Below are 18,244 nucleotides of genomic sequence, written 5' to 3' on the forward strand. Positions count from 1 at the left end.
CGAATTGCATGGATGCGAGAGTCTATCGCGCGTTGAAACGGAGGCAAGAGCGAAGCGCCGGTAACTGCATCGTGATCGGCGCCGGGTATCGCGTTGAAATCGGATTCCGGTGCATTATGTCGATGTTGTCTCGATGATTGCGGCGCCGAGACTGCTCCTCGACGACCTTCTTCGGACCTCCCAAGGCAGCGCGGATGAGCGGCTGTCATGCCGAGGCCAATAGCCAAGAGATAAGAATTCACCGGAAGCCGCCTTCCGGCGGATCACAAGGGAATTTCCTCAGATGCGTTACAACCAACTCGGCAATACCGGCATGTTCGTCTCTGAACTTTGCCTGGGCACGATGACCTTCGGCGAAGCCAATCCCGACAGCAATTGGGGCGCCATCGCCGATGTCGACCAGGCGACGGCCGACAAGATCGTCGAAAACTCACTCGCCGCCGGCGTCAACTTCATCGACACCGCTGACGTCTATTCCTTCGGGAACTCGGAAAAGCTGCTCGGCCAGGCGCTGAAGAATGTCGGCGTGCCGCGCAAGGACGTCGTCATCGCCACCAAGGTCTACGGCGTCATGGGCGACAAACCCAACGACCGCGGCGCGTCGCGTGGCCATATCATGGACTCGGTTCAGGAGAGCCTCGAGCGGCTGCAGACCGATCACATCGACCTCTATCAGATCCACGCCACGGATTCGGTGACGCCGATCGATGAGACGCTGCGTGCTCTCGACGATCTCGTTTCTCGTGGGCTGGTCCGCTATGTCGGCGTTTCCAACTGGCAGGCCTGGCGCATCGCCAAGGCGCTCGGTATTTCAGAACGCCGCGGCTTTGCCCGCTTCGAAACGGTGCAGGCCTATTACTCGATCGCCGGCCGCGATCTGGAACGCGAAATCGTGCCGCTGATGGCTGAAGAGAAGCTCGGCCTGATGGTCTGGTCGCCGCTTGCCGGCGGTCTCCTTTCCGGCAAGTTCGGCCCCGGCGCGGCCGGCAACGGCGAAGGGCGCCGCGCCAGCTTCGACTTCCCGCCCGTCGACAAGGACCGCGCCTGGGCCTGCGTCGCCGCCATGCGTGAAGTGGCCGAGAAACACGGCGCGAGCGTTGCCACCGTGGCGCTCGCCTGGATCCTGGCGAAGCCTTTCGTTACCAGCATCATCATCGGCGCCAAACGTCTCGATCAGCTCGACCAGAATCTGGCTGCCGTTAAGCTGAAGCTGGATGCAGACGATCTCGCCAAACTCGACGAGGTCAGCGCGCTCGCAGCCGAATATCCCGGTTGGATGATCCCGCGCCAGGGTGCTGCCCGTCGGCCGCAGCCTTTCGAACCGAAGGCCTGATATCTCGCTAAGACCGGGCCGCCACTTTTCGCGGCGGCTCGGCTGCAATCACAGCTCGATGACGATCTTGCCGAAGGCACCGCGATCGAGATGATCGAAGGCCGCCGGAGCTTCGCCGAAAACATAGCGGTGGTCGATGACGGGCTTCAGGGCGATGCTGTCCACCGCGCGCACGAAATCTTCGAGCGAGCGTCGATGGCCGACACTGATGCCTTGGACGACAGGAGACTTCAACAGCAGCGGCGCCGCCGGACCGGAGATGTCGAAGCCTTCCAGCACGCCGATGACGGAAATCCTGCCGTGAGGCGCCACCGCTTTCAGCGATTGGGCGAAGTTCGGCCCCCCAGCAATTTCAATGACATGATCGATGCCGCGATCGTCGGTAAGTCGATAGACTTCCTCCACCCAGTCGTTGGTATTGCGGTCGATGCCGTGATGGGCTCCGAGAGCCTTTGCCCGTGCCAGCTTCTCCGGCCCCGATGAGGTCACGAATACTTCGGCTCCCTGTGCGGCAGCGATCTGCAGGCCGAACAGTGCCACGCCACCCGTTCCCTGCACCAGCACGCGATCGCCTGGCTTGATCTTGCCTCGTTCCACCAAGGCGAACCAGGCTGTCAGGCCGGCGCAAGGCAGAGTGCTCGCCTCCGCATCGTCGAGGCTAGTGGGTGCCGATACGAGCCAATCCTGCGGCATGGCCACATATTCGGAAAGTACCCCGGGATAGAAGCCGCCAAGCGTCTTGTAGGGTGGATTGCGGGCATCGCCGAGCGGCTTGTCATCGATCCAGCCGGGATGGAAGGTTGAAATGACCCTATCGCCGACGAAGAATCTGGCGACATCGTCTCCCACCGCTTCGACCACGCCCGCCATGTCGGACGCTGGCACGAAGGGAAACTGAATCGGCAGGCCCATGCCGGTCTCGCGAACGAGCTTGTCGCGATAGTTCAGCGAAACCGCTTTGACCCGCACAAGCACTTCGCCGCGTGCGGGCGTGGGAACCGCCGTCTCCGTGAGGCTCAAGGGGGCGCCGACGGCAATATTCTCAAGGGTCCAGCGCTTCATTGTCTTCGTCATCACGATCTCCTGTGAGGAATTGGAAGCAATGGAGTCACTATATCGTTGCTTCTGTGTCGCCAGTGGCGATATAATTTCCGTTAACTGGTTCCCACGAGGAAGCAATCATCATGAATGACATGCTCAACGGCATTCCGGAATTCGTAGAGGCGGTCGAAGCGGGCGGCTTTTCGGCGGCGGCGGCGCGCATGAATCTCTCGCGCTCCGCGATCGGCAAGACCATCGCGAGGCTGGAGAGGCGGCTGAACGTCCGCCTGTTTCATCGCACCACCCGCATGCAAAGTCTGACGGATGAGGGCCAGGCCTTCTACGAGCGCTGCCGTCGGGCGTTGGACGAGATACAATCGGGCGAGGCCATGCTGGAATCGGGCAAGCGCGAAGTCACTGGACGCCTGCGCATCTCCATGCCGGTGCTCTTCGGTCGCCGCTGTGCCGCGCCGTTGCTGCTGGAACTTGCCCGCATGCATCCCAAGCTCGAAATGGATCTCTCCTTCAGCGATCGTGTCGTCGATCTCTTTGACGAGGGTTTCGATCTTGCCATTCGCAACGGCGTGCTACGCGATGAAGCCGGCCTTGCCGCTCGCAAGATCGCCTTGCATCGTATGACACTCTGCGCTTCGCCGGCTTATCTCGCCGAGAGAGGCAAGCCGCAGACCATTGCCGATCTCGATGGCCACGACCTGATTGTCTATGCAAGATCAGGCGAAACGAAGAAATGGATCTTTCTGCAAGATGACGGCAAGGCCGTCGACTATTTTGCGGAAACAAGGCTCCGACTTGATGATCTCGAAGTCATGGCGGATGCGGCAGTGTCGGGAATGGGGATAGCGTGGCTGCCCTGCTGGCTGGTACGCGACTACGTGTCTGCCGGCACGCTTACGCCGGCGCTGAAGAATGTGTCCAGCCGCGCTGTGAACGTCTATGCGGTCTGGCCGCAGACGCCGCAGCTCTCGCTGAAGATGCGCGCGGTCATCGACCTGCTGGCCGCACGCCTGCCTGACATCATGAACTGATCACCAAAGAATGGCCTTTGGCTAGACGCGAGCACCCTCTGCAAATACTTGGTTCCACTGCAGGATCTGCACGGATTTGCGCAGGCCAGCCGACCAGAATGGGTCTTCCTTCACTAACCGGTTGACGTCATCGAAAGCCTGAGCTTCGACAATCCATAGACCGCCGGCGAAAGCATCGCCCTCCCGGCTGAGCGGCCCTGCCGTCTTGATCGAAGCGGCGTTCGCCTCCAGGAAGGCAAAGTGGCGTTGCAGATAGTCCTTGCGGATGGCGGCGGCGTTTTGCTGGTCGTCCTCGAATAGAACTGCGAATAGCGACATCGTCATCTCCAATGAAAGAACTCAAGGGGCAAAACACCTCCATTTGGCGGCTTTCCTTGGGTTCGGTTATGTTTTGACCGGCGTTTGCGCCGATCGGCTCAATCTCTTCCGTCCGCAGGACGGAGTTGTCCTTCGGTTCTTGAACCAATCTCCAATGCGTGACCTGATGTGTTGGCTTCGGCCACAGAGTGACGTTCGGCTCCCGGTTTCCCATTCTCCTTGAGGAGCGCAGCCCGGACCTGCCGGGCTCGCTAACAGACGATCAGGACAACCGGGATATCGTCGACGTCGCTTCCATGGTGCTGGTGCTGCGCGGCTCGTAAGCGCGCTGGTCACGCAGGATCTGGAAGGCGATCGTCAAAAGCTTGCGCGCGATCGCAACACGCGCTTTGTTTACTCCTCTGAGCTTCAGATGTTCGTATTGGGCGCGAAGCTGCGCATCGGCAGCGATGGCCGGAGCGACCGCCTCGACAAAGGCCCAGCGCAGCCACTTGTTGCCCTGCTTGATGATCTTGCCGTGGAAGGTCTTGCCGCCGGAGGAATAGGTCGACGGCACCAGACCAGCATAGGCGGCGAGCTTCTTGGCGTTGCGGAACCGCGATATGTCGTCGATCTCAGCATCGATCAGTCGGGCGAAGAACTCACCGATGCCGGGGATCGTCTTCAACAGCTTCACATTGGTGTTCGCTTTCGTCATCGCCCGGATCGTTGCTTCCGATTGCTTGACCCGCACGTCGATGTCGGCGATGAAGGCGAGGCCGCGGTCGATCTGGATGCGGTCGATCTCTGAGACCTTCACCTGAGCCAGCTGGATGCGGCCGGCCTTGCCGAACAGGTCGCCAAGCGTCTTCAACTGCGCCGTCTGCTCCGGGTAACGATCAAAGACCGTCACAATCCGGTTCTTGGTCATCGTGCGCAGCCGCACGTAAAACATCCGTTCGCGAAGGGCGACGCGAAGGTCTCGCGATTTCTCGCTTGGTGCCCAGGCCTCCGGCACCAGGTCGGCTCTGAGCAGATGCGCCAGCACCGTCGCATCGATCTTGTCGGTCTTGATCTTGGCGTCGGCGATCGCCTTGACCTTCAACGGATGGGCGAGAACGACATCATCACAAATGTCGTCGAGCCAGTCGTACATCACCATCCAGTTGCGGGTCGCCTCGACAACCGCATGCGAGTTCTCGCGGTAGCGTTCCAAAAACCCGCCCAGCGACTGGCGATCGTTCTTCACCCGGCCGGAGCGTAGCGTCTTGCCGGCCGAATCCTGCACCACCAGGTGACTGTAGGATTTGTGGTAGTCGACGCCGATATGGTATTCATAAGAGGCAGTCATGCTTCCAACTCCCTTGTTGAGATCTGCAAAACCCCAATAAGGTAAGCCGAAAGGCTGGAAGTGTGACTGTCCCTCGATCATCACCTGCATCTCAGTGATCCGTTCTGTCGGTGGAGGTGGCCTCTTTCATGTCACCTCCTTACTGGATATTTTCAGTTTATGACTGCAATAATGCCGTTGCACGCGGTAAGTTTGCTGCTGGGGGCTGCAAAATTGCACGATATCGATTGGAACGATCTGCGCCATGTTCTGGCTCTTGCGCGGGGTGGATCCTTTGCTGCAGCCGGCAGAGCACTTGCGACAGATGCGACGACAGTGGGTCGCCGACTGCGCATCCTGGAGCAACACCTCGGCACCACACTGTTCTCGCGCGATGCAGGCGGTAACATGTCGCCGACGCCGCCGGGCGAGATCGCAGTTGCGAAGGCCGAGGCGATCGAGGCCGAAGTCATGGCGCTATCGGGCGCATTGGATGCGGTCGATCCCATGGCGCTCGGCAAGGTGCGCCTCACCGCCGCGCCATCCTTCATCAGCCGGCTGCTGATTCCCTCTATGCCCGGCTTGCTGGCTCAGCACTCGGGCCTTCAATTGGAGCTCATCGGCGATGCCCGCAATTTCAACCTGACCCGGCGCGAGGCGGATATGGCGCTACGCCTCTCGAGGCCAGCCGATGTCGCAAACGCCAAGGTCGTCGCTAGGCGGATCGCGACGTTGGATTATGCTGTCTACGTTGCCGCCGGGCAGGAGAGCCGGGCAGAAGGCTTGCCCTGGATCGTCTACGAAGAGGCCATGCTGCATCTGCCGCACGCCCGTTGGATTGCTGCGCAGGCGGAGAAATCCGCTCGCTTCAGCCCGCTTGCGGTGAACGACGCCGAAGCTCTGCTCCAAGCGGCCGCTGCAGGCCTAGGGCGCGCGCTTCTGCCGAAAATCCTTGCCGAGAGTGCCGAGGGTCTTTGCCGCGTCGACGGCGGCGACAGAAATCCGCCTGCGCGCGAGATGTGGCTGCTCATGCATGCAGAGCTTCGTCAGCTCGTCCGCATCCGCGCCGTTTCCGATTGGTTGGATGAGGTATTCCGTCGCCCGCTTTCTGAGCGGTGAGAGAGGCGGCCTGGATGCCGCCTCCCGTTATCGGACGAATTACTTGCCGTGCTTCTTCAGCCAGGCGTTCATCTCCTTGATTTCGGCTTCCTGCGCGGTGACGACGGCTTTCGCCAATTTGCGCAGTTCCGGGTCCTTGCCGTATTTGAGTTCCACCTTGGCCATGTCGATCGCACCTTGATGATGCGGGATCATGCCGCGGACGAAATCCGCATCGGCATCGCCGCTATAGGTGATCATCATATCCTTGTTCATCTTGCCCATGACATCGTTGAATGCCTTGCTGGAGGCGCCCTGGTCGCCCATCGGCTTGCCCATATCCACACCGGACATGTCCTGGGCGAGGGCGGGGATGGCGAGGGTGAGCGCAAGAGCGCCGGCGAGGATGATGGATTTTGAAATAGGCATGTAAGTTCCTTCCGTTTTCGAGACGGTATCTGAATTTCTAGCGAAGAATCGCTTCGTAAATTGGATGAAGTCAGACGCGTATCAGGCGAAACGGGGAGGCGGCGCCGTTGGTGCGGGACGGGAATCCGCAAGCCGTTGACCATGTGTCGGCGCCGGATAGGAGAATGCCAGCGCCTTGCCGTCATCGGCGACAAGGGGCGGCACTGCCGCCAGGCAGGCGGCGCAGGAGGGCACATGCGCCATGCCGCCGGCGCAGGGGTTGTCCGGTTTCTTGTCGGGGATCGCGCTGTTGGCGTGCATGGCCATCGAACCATGATCCATAGCCACGCCTGGCATCGCCTCATGCATGCTCATGGTGGAGGCTACCGGCATTGCCGTCTCTGAAACGCAGATGGGGCAGTTCGCCAGCGCCGGCATGGCACCGTAGAACAGCCAGGCAATCAGCATTGTCAGGATCGCGAAGAAGCGCATAAGCAAAAAACTAAATTTGTGGTCGCAAAAGGCAAGCGGAAATCGCTCAGCGATGGTTGGCAGAATATCGTGGCGCCAGTTTGACCTCGCTCAGGATTTCGACCGGAGGAGATCTGACACAGTCTGCCGCATCGAAAGTCACCGTAAATCTTGCCGGCGTTTCCGCCGCCCAACTCAGCGCCGTTTCGGCCGATGCCATGGGGATTTTCATCGCGATCGTGCAATGGGGTTGCCAATGGTCGGGACGGTAGTGCTCATGACATAGGATGGGATCGATTTCCCGATGAATGGCCTGGTGGAGCGGTCGCAAAGGGCTGTCATCGACGGGACGCGCCCATAGCACCAGCACATCGTTGCGGAAGTGGTGGATGCCCGAGAACTCCACGGAAATCGCCGGAATGTCGTGAAAAGTCTTGTGAACTGTCTCGCAGAGGCGGTCGGGTGAGATGTTTTCGTAGATGGCAAGGGTCAGATGCGGAGGGTAGTTCAGCCCTTGCATCGACGGCACGGTTTCGAAGGCGCCGGCTTGCCGCCACAGATCGCGGACAGGCATCGCCGTATTGTTGGTGCATTTCAGGCTGATCGCATAGGGCATGGCTTCCACGTCCCGTCCTGCTGCTTCTGTTGCTTTTGTCAGTTTTGACGGACAGCAACATACAACAATCCTTGCCGCATCCCGCGCTATCCGCTAGTTAACCGCCACTGTTCCCGTACCGGATTATCCTGCAAATGAGCGATAAACAAAAGAAACCGCAAAAGCTCAAGGCCCGCCTGCCGCGTGGCTTTGTCGATCGTTCGGCGAGCGACATTCGCGCCGTCAACGAAATGACCGCCAAGATCCGGGCCGTGTACGAGCATTATGGTTTCGATCCCGTCGAGACACCACTGTTCGAATATACCGATGCGCTCGGCAAATTCCTGCCTGACAGCGATCGGCCAAACGAGGGTGTGTTTTCGCTGCAGGATGATGACGAGCAGTGGATGTCGCTACGCTACGATTTGACGGCGCCGCTCGCCCGCCATGTGGCGGAGAATTTCAACGAGATCCAACTACCTTATCGCACTTACCGCGCCGGCTATGTTTTCCGCAACGAGAAGCCTGGCCCGGGCCGTTTCCGCCAGTTCATGCAGTTCGACGCCGATACGGTCGGCGCGCCGGGCGTGCAGGCGGATGCCGAAATGTGCATGATGATGGCCGATACGCTGGAAGCGCTCGGTATCAAGCGCGGCGACTATGTGATCCGCGTCAACAACCGCAAGGTCCTCGACGGCGTGCTCGAAGCGATCGGTCTTGGCGGCGACGACAAGGCCGCTCAGCGCCTCAACGTGCTGCGTGCCATCGACAAGCTCGACAAGTTCGGGCCGGAAGGCGTAGCGCTGCTGCTCGGGCCGGGTCGCAAGGACGAGTCTGGCGATTTCACCAAGGGCGCTGGGCTGGATGCGGACCAGATCGAAAAAGTGCTCTTCTTCGTCGGCATCAAGGATTATGCCGAAAGTGCTGTCCGGCTCGCTGAGCTTGTCGCCGGCACATCCAAGGGCAGCGAAGGCGTCGAGGAGCTGAATTTGATCGGTTCGCTGGTCACCAGCGCCGGCTATCATTCCGATCGTATCAAGATCGATCCGTCCGTCGTGCGTGGCCTCGAATATTATACCGGCCCGGTTTACGAAGCCGAGCTTTTGTTCGACGTCACCAACGAAAAGGGCGAGAAGGTCGTGTTCGGCTCGGTCGGCGGTGGTGGCCGCTATGACGGGCTTGTCTCGCGCTTCATGGGCCAGCCGGTGCCGGCCACCGGCTTCTCAATCGGCGTGTCGCGCCTGATGACTGCCTTGAAGAACCTAGGCAAGCTCGGCACGGAAGAGGTGATCGAGCCTGTGCTCGTCACTGTCATGGATGGCGATGTCGAGGCCATGGGCCGCTATCAGCGATTCACCCAGCAACTGCGCGCCGCCGGCATTCGCGCCGAGATGTTCCAGGGCAACTGGAAAAAGTTCGGCAACCAACTGAAATATGCCGACCGCCGCGGCTGCCCGATCGCCATCATCCAGGGTGGCGACGAGCGTGCCGAGGGTGTCGTACAGCTCAAGGATCTGATCGAGGGCAAGCGCCTCTCGGGCGAAATCGAGGATAATGAGAGCTGGCGCGAAGCCCGCGTTGCGCAGGAGACCGTGCCCGAAGCCGATCTGGTGGCCAAGGTACGGGAGATTTTGGCGGCGCAGGCGGAAGATCGGAAGAGGGCGCCCGGCAATGTCTGAGCGTGCGGCTTCGCCCCTCACCCTAGCCCTCTCCCCGCAGGCGGGGAGAGGGGACAATCTCTTTTGCTGCGGCCTCTCGTCCCTTGGTTGCGTCGTGGATGGCGCTAATTTCCCTCATCCCCTTCTCCCCGTCGGGGAGAAGGTGCCCGACAGGGCGGATGAGGGGGCCGAGGGGCGGAGCGACGCGGATCATGAGCGTGAAGCGAAGGATAGTTTTCCCGTGCTGAGAGCCCCCCTCATCCGACCCTTCGGGCCACCTTCTCCCCGAGGGGAGAAGGGGGGGCAATCCCATGCCCCTGATCAACCTTCCCGATTTCGCCGACGATCTTCTTGCCGAATTTGCCGCCCGTGGAACGGAACGGGTCGATACGCCCATCATCCAGCCGGCCGAACCGTTTCTCGACATGGCGGGCGAAGACCTGCGCCGCCGTATCTTCATGACGGAGAATGAGACTGGCGCCAGCCTCTGCCTGCGTCCGGAATTCACCATTCCCGTCTGCTTGCGTCATATCGAGACTGCGACCGGCACGCCGAAGCGCTATTCCTATCTCGGGGAGATCTTCCGCCAGCGTCGTGAAGGCGGCAATGAATTCTATCAGGCGGGGATGGAGGATCTCGGCGATCGCGATATCGCCAGCGCCGATGCCCGCGCCATCGGCGACGCCATCGGCATTCTCGACAGGCTGGTTCCCGGCAAGGCGCTGTCGGTGACGCTCGGCGATCAGGCAGTGTTCGAGGCCGTCGTCCAGGCGCTCGGTCTGCCGTCTGGCTGGCAGAAGCGCCTGATCCACGCCTTCGGCAATCTGACGCAGCTCGAAACCCTGCTGGCACGTCTGGCAAGTCCCCAGCCCGTCGTCGGCCTCAATCGTCATGTGGTCGATTTTCTGGCCCGTGGCGATGAGCAGGGGTTGGTGGATCATATTGACAAGACCATGCAGGCAACCGGCTATTCCACCAATGCCAGCCGCTCGCCGCTCGAGATCGCCCGTCGTTTGCGGGAAAAACTGGTGTTGTCGACGACCTATCTCGACGATGCCGCCTTCGGCGTGTTGGAAGAGTTCCTGTCGCTCAGCCTGCCGCTTGCGGACGCCTCTTCTGCGCTTGCCGATTTTGCCGACGCGGCCGGGCTGAAGCTTGGCGCGGCGCTTGAGCGTTTTGACGCCCGCGTCGCAGCACTCGCCAATGCCGGCGTCGATGCGGCACAGATCGACTATGGTGCCGCTTTCGGCCGTCCGCTCGATTATTATACCGGCCTCACTTTCGAAGTGACGGCACAAGGTTCGACCGAAGTGCTGGCCGGCGGCGGACGGTTCGACCAGCTGCTGACGCTGCTCGGCGCAAAAGATCATATCCCGGCTGTCGGCTTCGCGCTCTGGCTCGACCGCATCGAAACCGCGAGGGCAGCCTGATGACCATTACCATTGCTCTCCCGTCCAAAGGCCGGATGAAGGACGACTGCTCCGGGATCTTCGCGCGCGCCGGCATGCCGATCGTTGCAGTTGGTAACGACCGCTCCTATCGCGGCCGTGTCGAAGGCTGGGATAATGTCGAAATAGCCTTCCTGTCGGCGTCGGAAATCTCGCGCGAGATCGGCAATGGCAGCGTCGATTTCGGTGTCACCGGTGAGGATCTGGTGCGCGAGGGCATGGCGGAGGCCGATAGCCGCGTCGAATTCTGCGCCCGTCTCGGCTTTGGCCACGCCGATGTTGTGGTTGCCGTGCCGGATATCTGGCTTGATGTCGATACCATGGCCGATCTTGGCGACGTCGCCGCCGACTTCCGGGCGCGGCGCGGCCGCAGGCTGGCGATCGCCACCAAATATTGGCGGCTGACGCAGCAGTTCTTCTCCAGCCAGCACGGCATCCAGCTCTACCGCATCGTCGAAAGCCTCGGTGCGACAGAGGGGGCGCCTGCTGCCGGCTCGGCGGATATCATCGTCGATATCACCTCGACCGGTTCGACGCTGAAGGCAAACCATCTGAAGGTTCTGTCTGATGGGATTATCTTGCGCTCCGAGGCTTGCCTTGTCCGCGCGCGCAAGGAAAGCCACGAGAGCGATCCGATGGTTCAGCGCATCATTGCGGCCGTGCGCGCTGCACTTTGACCTTTTCAGACCTGTTTGACGATGCAAAAAGCCCGCCGTGGGAAACGGCGGGCTTTTTTCTGCTTGGGAGGTTTGGGGCAATTACGCGGCTGCGTAGGCACCGCGGCGTGCATCGAGCGAGTAGACGCCCGGGCCGTTGGTGGCGAGCATGACGTAGGCGCCGGCGAGAGTGACGTTCTTCAGGAAGTTGACGAAGTTCAGGCCGTTGATCCAGCCATTGGCGGCAGCCGGGAAATCCGGAACGTTGACGGTCGGCAGATGGAAGACGACACCGGTGAAGACACAGAACAGTGCGAGCAGCCAGCCGACGATGCGGATCTGGAAGCCGAGCAGGACGCAGACGCCGGTGACGAATTCGAAGGTGCCGGCGAGGTAGGTGAGAAGCGTGGCAGCTGGCATGCCGGCGCCTGCGATCATGCCTGCGGTGCCAGCCGGATCGGTGAGCTTGCCGAAGCCGGCGAAGATGAACATGAAAGCGAGCAGGATGCGTGCGACGAGGATGATGATGTTATTGGTGTTGGACATGGCGGTCTCCAGTGAATGTGGTGGGTAACAATTCCTGAAACCGTTTATTCGCGATTTTGCTGAGATTGGAAAGATAAACAACTGCACACAATTAGTTCACAATTGCTGAACAATCTCTCGCAGGCGGCGCTCTTCCCATACGCTCCATATCGGCTATCTTGGCGCGAATTTATTCGCCAAATCATGATCTTCAGAAGGAAGCCCGATGGCCGATCTGTCCTCTTTCCCAATTACCAAGCGCTGGCCCGCCAGCAATCCGGATGTCATCCAGCTCTATTCGCTGCCGACGCCGAATGGCGTCAAGATTTCGATCGCCCTCGAAGAACTCGGCCTTCCCTATGAGGCACATCTGGTTTCCTTCGGCACGAACGACCAGAAGTCGTCGGAATTCGTCTCGCTGAACCCGAACGGCCGCATCCCGGCGATCATCGATCCCAACAGCCCCGACAGCAAGCCGATCGGCCTGTTCGAATCCGGCGCTATTCTCGTCTATCTCGCCGAAAAGACCGGTAAGCTGATGCCCAAGGACGCTGCCGGGCGCTACGAGACATTGCAGTGGGTATTCTTCCAGATGGCCGGCATCGGCCCGATGTTCGGGCAGTTCGGCCACTTCTTCAAATTTGCCGCCGACAAGGTTGCCAACAACTCCTACCCGGTGGAGCGCTATCGCGATGAGAGCAAGCGCCTGTTGAGCATCCTGGAAAGCCGCCTGAAGGGCCGGCAGTGGATTATGGGCGACGAATACACCATCGCCGACATCGCCACCTTCCCGTGGGTCCGGGGCGTCGACGTCTTTTATGGCGGTCGGGAGGTTCTCGATTTCGCAAGCTTCCCCTCGGTCATGGATTGGCTCGACCGTGCCATTGCCCGCCCGGCGAGCCAGCGCGGGCTGAATATTCCGAAGCGGGATTGATATCGAGCCTGCGCGCGATGCAAGGCCGGTCCGAAAGGATCGGCCTTTTGCGTTCAGGGCGCTATTGCCGGCTCGCTAACTGGCTGCCCGGCTCGAGCTTGAAACGCGGAAACACGAACATGCCCACCATGCTGCCGGCGTGTTTTCCCTCCGCGCCGATCGATTCGCCGACGCAGAAGATCGGTTGGCGATGCCCGCCGACGCCAAGCGCGGTCGTGGAGTAGCAGAAAGACGAAGACGCGGTTGCGGCCTGCTCGAACAGGTCGAGGATGCGGGCGCGGTCATGGGCGTCGTAGCAATGCATCAGGCTCAACAGGCCGCATTCCGACGAGGTCAACCCGTGCAGCATGGTGCTCCACTGACCAAGCTTGATGACGCCGCTTGATAAATCGCCGGTCCATCCTTCGGAGACGCAGAACTGCGCCAGCAGATCAGGATCATGCCCACCCAACTCCAGTGACCCTGGAGCGAAAGGTGCGGCAAGATTGGCTTTGGCGATCTTGAACAAGATATCCCCCAGCTTGAGGCGCGGGTTCCCCTGCGCGCGCTTCAATCGAATTCCATGCATTATTGGACGGAGCATCGCTCCGCATATTGCACAGCGGCGGACCGGCGAAGCCACATCTTCGCCACCCCCTCCACACCGGGCGTGCTTCCGGATCGTCAATTCAATGTATCAAGTCACGTCAAGTAATGAATCTACGCAAGCTATCTATCAAAAAGGTTATGAAAATATTTGGCCGCAGGTAATGCGTGTCGAAAACAAGTAAAATTTATGAACTCTGCAACAATCCCTCGAAAATCATTGCGCTGCGATTTATAGGAGCTTTTCTGAAAACGGCAATGGGGCAATTTGCTTAAAATTGCACCGTTGTAAAATCTTTTAAACCTTGCCCTGCAGCAGGTTCAGCGCAAACGAAAAGGGCGGCCCGAGAGCCGCCCTTCGTCAATTCCGGATGTCGGAATGAACAATCGCAATAAGGCTGATGCCTTATCACATCATGTCCATACCACCCATGCCGCCCATGCCGCCCGGCATACCAGCCGGGGCATCCTTCTTCGGCAGCTCGGCGATCATGGCTTCGGTGGTGATCAGCAGCGAAGCAACCGAAGCTGCGTCCTGCAGAGCCGTGCGAACGACCTTGACCGGGTCGACGATGCCCATGGTGATCATGTCGCCATAGACGCCCGTCTGAGCGTTGTAGCCCCAGTTGTCTTCGTTCTTGTCGAGGATCTTGCCGACAACGATGGAGGCTTCATCACCAGCGTTTTCAGCGATCTGGCGGCAAGGAGCCTGCAGAGCGCGACGGATGATGTTGATGCCGGCTTCCTGATCGTCGTTTTCACCCTTTGCGGTGATCTTGACGGAAGAACGCAGCAGAGCCGTGCCGCCGCCCGGTACGATGCCTTCCTGAACAGCAGCGCGCGTCGCGTTGAGAGCGTCGTCGATGCGGTCCTTCTTTTCCTTGACTTCGACTTCGGTCGAGCCGCCAACGCGGATGACGGCAACGCCGCCGGCGAGCTTGGCAAGACGTTCCTGCAGCTTTTCGCGGTCGTAGTCGGAAGAGGTTTCTTCGATCTGAGCCTTGATCTGAGCTACGCGGCCTTCGATGTCAGACTTGGCGCCAGCGCCGTCGACGATCGTGGTGTTTTCCTTGGAGATCGAAACCTTCTTGGAACGGCCGAGCATGTCGAGGGTAACGGACTCGAGCTTGATGCCGAGGTCTTCGGAGATGACAGTGCCGCCCGTCAGGATGGCGATGTCTTCCAGCATGGCCTTGCGGCGATCGCCGAAGCCCGGAGCCTTGACGGCAGCGATCTTGAGACCGCCGCGCAGCTTGTTGACGACGAGCGTTGCAAGAGCTTCGCCTTCGACGTCTTCAGCGATGATGAGGAGCGGCTTGCCAGTCTGAACGACGGCTTCGAGAACCGGCAGCATCGCCTGCAGGTTGGAGAGCTTCTTCTCGTGCAAGAGGATGAAGGCGTCTTCGAGGTCGGCAATCATCTTTTCCGGGTTGGTCACGAAGTAGGGGCTGAGATAGCCACGGTCGAACTGCATGCCTTCGACGACTTCGAGTTCGGTTTCGGCGGTCTTGGCTTCTTCAACCGTGATGACGCCTTCGTTGCCAACCTTCTGCATGGCTTCAGCAATATCGAGACCGATCTGCTTTTCGCCGTTTGCGGAGATCGTGCCGACCTGTGCAACTTCTTCCGAGGTGTTGATCTTCTTGGCCTTGGCCTGGAGATCCTTGACGACTTCGGCAACGGCGAGGTCGATGCCGCGCTTCAGATCCATCGGGTTCATGCCGGCAGCAACTGCCTTGGCGCCTTCGCGAACGATGGCCTGGGCGAGAACGGTTGCAGTCGTCGTGCCGTCGCCGGCGATGTCGTTGGTCTTCGAAGCAACTTCGCGGACCATCTGTGCGCCCATGTTTTCGAACTTGTCTTCGAGTTCGATTTCCTTGGCGACGGTTACGCCGTCCTTGGTGATGCGCGGAGCGCCGAAGGACTTGTCGATGACGACGTTACGACCCTTCGGGCCGAGCGTGACCTTCACTGCGTCAGCGAGGATGTCGACGCCACGAAGCATCTTTTCGCGGGCGCTGCGGCCGAATTTTACTTCTTTAGCTGCCATTGTTTGAACTCCTGAATTCGCGTTGTCCGGGTTTATGGCCCGTCAGCTTTATCGGAAAAAAGAGGAACCGGCCGGATTAGCCGATGATGCCCATGATGTCGGCTTCCTTCATGATCAGAAGGTCTTCGCCGTTGAGCTTGACTTCGGTGCCGGACCACTTGCCGAACAGAACGCGATCGCCAACCTTGACGTCGAGTGCTACGACCTTGCCGGATTCATCGCGGGCGCCAGAGCCGACGGCGACGATTTCGCCTTCCTGCGGCTTTTCCTTGGCGGTGTCGGGAATGATGATGCCACCCTTGGTCTTTTCTTCCGACTCGACGCGACGAACGACGACACGGTCATGAAGGGGGCGGAAATTGGTGCTTGCCATTGTCTAATCCCTCGATCAAATGACATTCACGGATCAGCGGGGGATCCGTATGGGGCTTTGTTAGCACTCCGCCTCGGCGAGTGCTAGCGACGGTGATTTAGGGGTGGCTTCCGGATGAGTCAAGAACAGCACGGTGAATTTTTTACGGCGCGCATCGGCTCGTTCCGCAGATGATTAACGGCGCCGGTCACGCCTGTTACGGTGTGTATCTTGCTATAGTGCTGCTGAAGCTCATCCAATTTGCCCGGTGAACTGCCGGACAAGACATCTTGGCTCGATCGCCAGTTAAAATGTTGGCCCCGATCCTGCCTCTCTCGGCTGCCCGGCTTTACCGGCCGCCCGGTTCGGCGCCGACCTGTCGCCGGGGCCTTGTGCGGCGCAAAAACCTTTTGCCGCGCTCTTGTAATTTGCCGGCCGGTTTGCGATGTCACCCGCTGATTTCTTTGAATGCGAGGACGGCATGGGCAAGCGTATCGAAAGCTTTCGCGAGATCGGCGGACATTATGATGTCGCGCTCTGCGATGTCTGGGGCGTCCTGCACAACGGCGTCTCCGCCTATAAGGAAGCGTCGGTCGCGCTGGAAGCTGCACGCGGCGAAGGACTGACCGTCGTCCTCATCACCAATTCTCCCCGCATCGCACCGAAAGTGGTCGAGCAATTGCGCCAGATCGGCGTTCCCGACAGCGCCTATGACCGCATCGTCACCTCCGGCGACGTCACCCGCCGCCTGATAGCCGAAGGCCCGAAGAAGGTGTTTCTGCTTGGTCCCGAACGCGACATCGCCATCATCGAGGGGTTGGATGTCGTGCGTGTCGAGGCCGAAGAGGCCGAAAGCATCGTCTGCACCGGCTTCTTCGATGACGAGACCGAAACGCCCGATGACTATACCGACATGCTGACTGCCTGGTCGGCCCGTAAGGTGCCGCTGATCTGCGCCAATCCCGATCTCGTTGTCGAGCGTGGCCACCGCATGATCCCTTGCGCCGGCGCTATGGCCGCTTATTACGACCGGCTCGGCGGCGAGACACGGATAGCGGGCAAACCGCATCAGCCGATCTACGAAGCCTCGATCGCCGCTGCCCGCGACGTGCGCGGCGAATTCCCGCTGTCGCGGGTGCTGGCGATCGGGGACGGCATGCCGACCGATGTGCGTGGCGCCCTCGATTACGGCCTCGATCTTCTTTATATCAGCCATGGTATCCATGCCCGCGAATATGTCGTCGAGGGTCACACCGACGAGGCAGCGCTCGGCGCCTTTCTGGCGCGCGAGCAGGCGTCGCCGAAGTGGTGGATGCCGCGACTTGCCTGAGGGGAGTGGTAGCCGATGACCGTTTTCCATCGCAATGAGACCCGCGAACCGCTGCCGGACAATCTGAAAGGCGGGGTTATCGCCATCGGCAATTTCGACGGCATGCATCGCGGTCATCAATCCGTGCTCGATCGTGCGCTGGAGATCGCAAAGGAGCGCGGCATACCGGCGCTGGTCTTGACTTTCGAGCCGCATCCGCGGACCGTCTTCAAGCCCGATCACCCGGTTTTCCGCCTGACACCGGCGCCGCTGAAGGCGCGCATCCTGGAAGCGATCGGGTTCAACGCCGTCATAGAATATCCCTTCGACCGGACCTTCTCGCAGCGCTCCGCCGATGAATTCGTCCATTCGATTCTGATCGACTGGCTCCATGCTTCCGAAGTCGTCACCGGCTTCAATTTCCATTTCGGGCATGACCGCCAGGGTGGTCCGGCCTTTCTCATGAACGCCGGCAGCAAAAACGGTTTCGGCGTAACCTTGATCGATGCCTACCGTGACGAGAATGCCGATGTGGTCTCGTCGAGCCGCATCCGGGAACTGCTCGTCGAAGGCGAGGTGGCGGAGGCGGCGGGTCTGCTCGGCTATCGCTACACCGTCGAGGCGGAAGTGATCGGTGGTGAAAAACTCGGCCGCTCGCTCGGCTTCCCGACCGCCAACATGCAGCTGCCGCCGGAAACAGAGTTGAAGGCCGGTATCTACGCCGTGCGGTTCCGCGGCGCCGATGGCGTCATTCGCGATGCCGTCGCCAGCTATGGCCGGCGTCCGACAGTGACGGACAACGGCGCGCCGCTGCTCGAAACCTTCGTTTTCGACTTCAGCGGCGATCTCTACGGTCAGATCTGCTCTGTCTCCTTTTTCGGCTACCTCCGGCCCGAGTTGAAGTTCGACGGCCTCGAACCGTTGGTGGCGCAGATCAGGCAGGATGGGGAGGAGGCGAGGGCACTGCTCGCCGGTGTGCGGCCGCTCGGGGACATCGACCTGTTTATCGCCTTTTCCTGATATCGCTCAAGGAGTTGTGCGGAGAGGACGTGCCGCACTGCAGCATCTTTTTGGCTTGAGCCGACTACCAGATGAGCTACTTCTTATA

Annotated in this window: 19 protein-coding genes; 9 read left to right on the top strand and 10 right to left on the bottom strand. The window is 60.2% G+C overall.

All coding sequences use genetic code 11. From position 1 onward, the window contains the following. Window positions 1-283 precede the first annotated feature (283 nt). Window positions 284-1,333 carry an aldo/keto reductase gene (locus tag CCGE525_RS04845; RefSeq protein WP_120703293.1) on the top strand — a complete coding sequence of 350 codons (1,050 nt, stop codon included), beginning with the start codon at window positions 284-286 and terminating at the stop codon, window positions 1,331-1,333. Between the two features lie 48 nt (window positions 1,334-1,381). Here CCGE525_RS04845 and CCGE525_RS04850 read toward each other — a convergent pair whose 3' ends face one another. After that, complete coding sequence (locus tag CCGE525_RS04850; protein ID WP_120703294.1) at window positions 1,382-2,407, bottom strand: zinc-dependent alcohol dehydrogenase family protein; 1,026 nt, start codon at window positions 2,405-2,407, stop codon at window positions 1,382-1,384. A gap of 110 nt (window positions 2,408-2,517) precedes the next feature. Between CCGE525_RS04850 and CCGE525_RS04855 the strand changes: the two genes are divergently transcribed. Beyond that, the gene (locus CCGE525_RS04855; RefSeq protein WP_120703295.1) at window positions 2,518-3,420 is read left to right on the top strand and encodes a LysR family transcriptional regulator; all 903 of its coding nucleotides are present in this window, start codon (window positions 2,518-2,520) and stop codon (window positions 3,418-3,420) included. Between the two features lie 21 nt (window positions 3,421-3,441). Here the strand turns inward: CCGE525_RS04855 and CCGE525_RS04860 are convergent, their stop codons facing one another. Both CCGE525_RS04860 and CCGE525_RS04865 read right to left on the bottom strand, forming a co-directional pair. Then, complete coding sequence (locus tag CCGE525_RS04860) at window positions 3,442-3,738, bottom strand: YciI family protein (RefSeq protein WP_120703296.1); 297 nt, start codon at window positions 3,736-3,738, stop codon at window positions 3,442-3,444. 262 nt (window positions 3,739-4,000) lie between these two features. After that, a complete protein-coding gene (locus CCGE525_RS04865; protein ID WP_120706259.1) occupies window positions 4,001-5,068 on the bottom strand; it encodes an IS110 family RNA-guided transposase in 1,068 nt (355 codons plus the stop codon). Between the two features lie 159 nt (window positions 5,069-5,227). Here CCGE525_RS04865 and CCGE525_RS04870 point away from each other — a divergent pair, with 159 nt between their 5' ends. Then, window positions 5,228-6,166, top strand: a complete 939-nt coding sequence (locus tag CCGE525_RS04870; protein ID WP_120703297.1) for a LysR family transcriptional regulator — start codon at window positions 5,228-5,230, stop codon at window positions 6,164-6,166. A 39-nt stretch (window positions 6,167-6,205) separates the two neighbouring features. Here CCGE525_RS04870 and copM read toward each other — a convergent pair whose 3' ends face one another. From copM to CCGE525_RS04885, 3 genes are all read right to left on the bottom strand, one after another. Further along, window positions 6,206-6,568: a CopM family metallochaperone gene (gene copM / locus CCGE525_RS04875; protein ID WP_425375893.1), complete on the bottom strand. Its 363-nt coding sequence runs from the start codon at window positions 6,566-6,568 to the stop codon at window positions 6,206-6,208. Between the two features lie 87 nt (window positions 6,569-6,655). After that, window positions 6,656-7,021 (bottom strand): hypothetical protein, encoded by a 366-nt coding sequence (locus CCGE525_RS04880; protein ID WP_245472088.1) that lies wholly within the window; start codon window positions 7,019-7,021, stop codon window positions 6,656-6,658. 70 nt (window positions 7,022-7,091) lie between these two features. Further along, the gene (locus CCGE525_RS04885) at window positions 7,092-7,640 is read right to left on the bottom strand and encodes a 2'-5' RNA ligase family protein (RefSeq protein ID WP_120703300.1); all 549 of its coding nucleotides are present in this window, start codon (window positions 7,638-7,640) and stop codon (window positions 7,092-7,094) included. Between the two features lie 134 nt (window positions 7,641-7,774). Here CCGE525_RS04885 and hisS point away from each other — a divergent pair, with 134 nt between their 5' ends. From hisS to hisG, 3 genes are all read left to right on the top strand, one after another. Further along, window positions 7,775-9,298, top strand: coding sequence for a histidine--tRNA ligase (gene hisS, locus CCGE525_RS04890; protein WP_120703301.1), 1,524 nt, complete (start codon window positions 7,775-7,777; stop codon window positions 9,296-9,298). 290 nt (window positions 9,299-9,588) lie between these two features. Next, window positions 9,589-10,707: an ATP phosphoribosyltransferase regulatory subunit gene (locus CCGE525_RS04900; RefSeq protein ID WP_120703303.1), complete on the top strand. Its 1,119-nt coding sequence runs from the start codon at window positions 9,589-9,591 to the stop codon at window positions 10,705-10,707. Then, window positions 10,707-11,402, top strand: a complete 696-nt coding sequence (hisG, locus tag CCGE525_RS04905) for an ATP phosphoribosyltransferase (RefSeq protein WP_120703304.1) — start codon at window positions 10,707-10,709, stop codon at window positions 11,400-11,402. The genes CCGE525_RS04900 and hisG overlap by 1 nt, the downstream gene beginning before the upstream one ends. Before the next feature lie 81 nt (window positions 11,403-11,483). Here hisG and CCGE525_RS04910 read toward each other — a convergent pair whose 3' ends face one another. Beyond that, window positions 11,484-11,927, bottom strand: coding sequence for a DoxX family protein (locus CCGE525_RS04910; protein WP_120703305.1), 444 nt, complete (start codon window positions 11,925-11,927; stop codon window positions 11,484-11,486). Window positions 11,928-12,132: 205 nt separating this feature from the next. Here CCGE525_RS04910 and CCGE525_RS04915 point away from each other — a divergent pair, with 205 nt between their 5' ends. Next, entirely contained in the window at window positions 12,133-12,840 is a 708-nt protein-coding gene (locus CCGE525_RS04915; protein ID WP_120703306.1) for a glutathione binding-like protein, read from the top strand. Window positions 12,841-12,901: 61 nt separating this feature from the next. Here the strand turns inward: CCGE525_RS04915 and CCGE525_RS04920 are convergent, their stop codons facing one another. The 3 genes from CCGE525_RS04920 to groES all read right to left on the bottom strand — a co-directional run bounded on the left by CCGE525_RS04920 (window position 12,902) and on the right by groES (window position 15,848). Then, window positions 12,902-13,408: a hypothetical protein gene (locus CCGE525_RS04920; RefSeq protein ID WP_120703307.1), complete on the bottom strand. Its 507-nt coding sequence runs from the start codon at window positions 13,406-13,408 to the stop codon at window positions 12,902-12,904. A 426-nt stretch (window positions 13,409-13,834) separates the two neighbouring features. After that, window positions 13,835-15,475, bottom strand: coding sequence for a chaperonin GroEL (gene groL, locus CCGE525_RS04925; RefSeq protein ID WP_120703308.1), 1,641 nt, complete (start codon window positions 15,473-15,475; stop codon window positions 13,835-13,837). 76 nt (window positions 15,476-15,551) lie between these two features. Beyond that, the gene (groES, locus tag CCGE525_RS04930) at window positions 15,552-15,848 is read right to left on the bottom strand and encodes a co-chaperone GroES (RefSeq protein WP_004109735.1); all 297 of its coding nucleotides are present in this window, start codon (window positions 15,846-15,848) and stop codon (window positions 15,552-15,554) included. Window positions 15,849-16,308: 460 nt separating this feature from the next. Here groES and CCGE525_RS04935 point away from each other — a divergent pair, with 460 nt between their 5' ends. Together CCGE525_RS04935 and CCGE525_RS04940 are read left to right on the top strand one after the other, a co-directional pair. After that, a complete protein-coding gene (locus CCGE525_RS04935; protein ID WP_120703309.1) occupies window positions 16,309-17,157 on the top strand; it encodes a TIGR01459 family HAD-type hydrolase in 849 nt (282 codons plus the stop codon). Window positions 17,158-17,172: 15 nt separating this feature from the next. After that, on the top strand, window positions 17,173-18,156 hold the full coding sequence (locus CCGE525_RS04940; RefSeq protein ID WP_120703310.1) for a bifunctional riboflavin kinase/FAD synthetase: 984 nt from the start codon (window positions 17,173-17,175) through the stop codon (window positions 18,154-18,156). Window positions 18,157-18,244: the final 88 nt, after the last annotated feature.

This window comes from Rhizobium jaguaris, from assembly GCF_003627755.1.
Lineage (GTDB): Bacteria > Pseudomonadota > Alphaproteobacteria > Rhizobiales > Rhizobiaceae > Rhizobium > Rhizobium jaguaris.